The organism is Duganella violaceipulchra (assembly GCF_019166075.1).
Taxonomy (GTDB): domain Bacteria; phylum Pseudomonadota; class Gammaproteobacteria; order Burkholderiales; family Burkholderiaceae_D; genus Rugamonas; species Rugamonas violaceipulchra.
Genome location: NZ_JAHTGR010000184.1, coordinates 1 through 300, shown reverse-complemented (window position 1 = coordinate 300; position 300 = coordinate 1). Strand labels below are relative to the sequence as shown.

The window sequence follows — 300 nt, the reverse complement described above, 5'->3', positions numbered from 1 at the left end:
CCACTTGCGCGGTGCTCAGCGAGCTTGCCTGGGCAGTGGTCAGCGCGACGATCTGGTTGGTGGTCAAACCGGACACGGCGGCGGTGCTCAGCGCGGCGATCTGGTTGGTCGACAGCGCGGCAACTTGTGCCGTGGCAAGGCCCACCAGCTGGGCGCTGCGCAAGGCGGCAACGTTCGCGGTGGTCAGGCCGACGATGTCGGCGGTCTCGATGGCGCCGATGGCGTTGCTGCTCAGCGCGGCAACCTGGGCCGAAGCCAGGCTGCTCAGCTGGGCCGAGGTCAGCGCGACGACCTGGTTGG

The 300-nt window shown here is 69.3% G+C and carries 1 protein-coding gene; it reads right to left on the bottom strand.

Annotation, left to right across the window (positions count from 1 at the left end):
- On the bottom strand, window positions 1-300 hold a 300-nt coding region (locus tag KVP70_RS33605), incomplete at both ends, for a hypothetical protein (protein ID WP_217946760.1).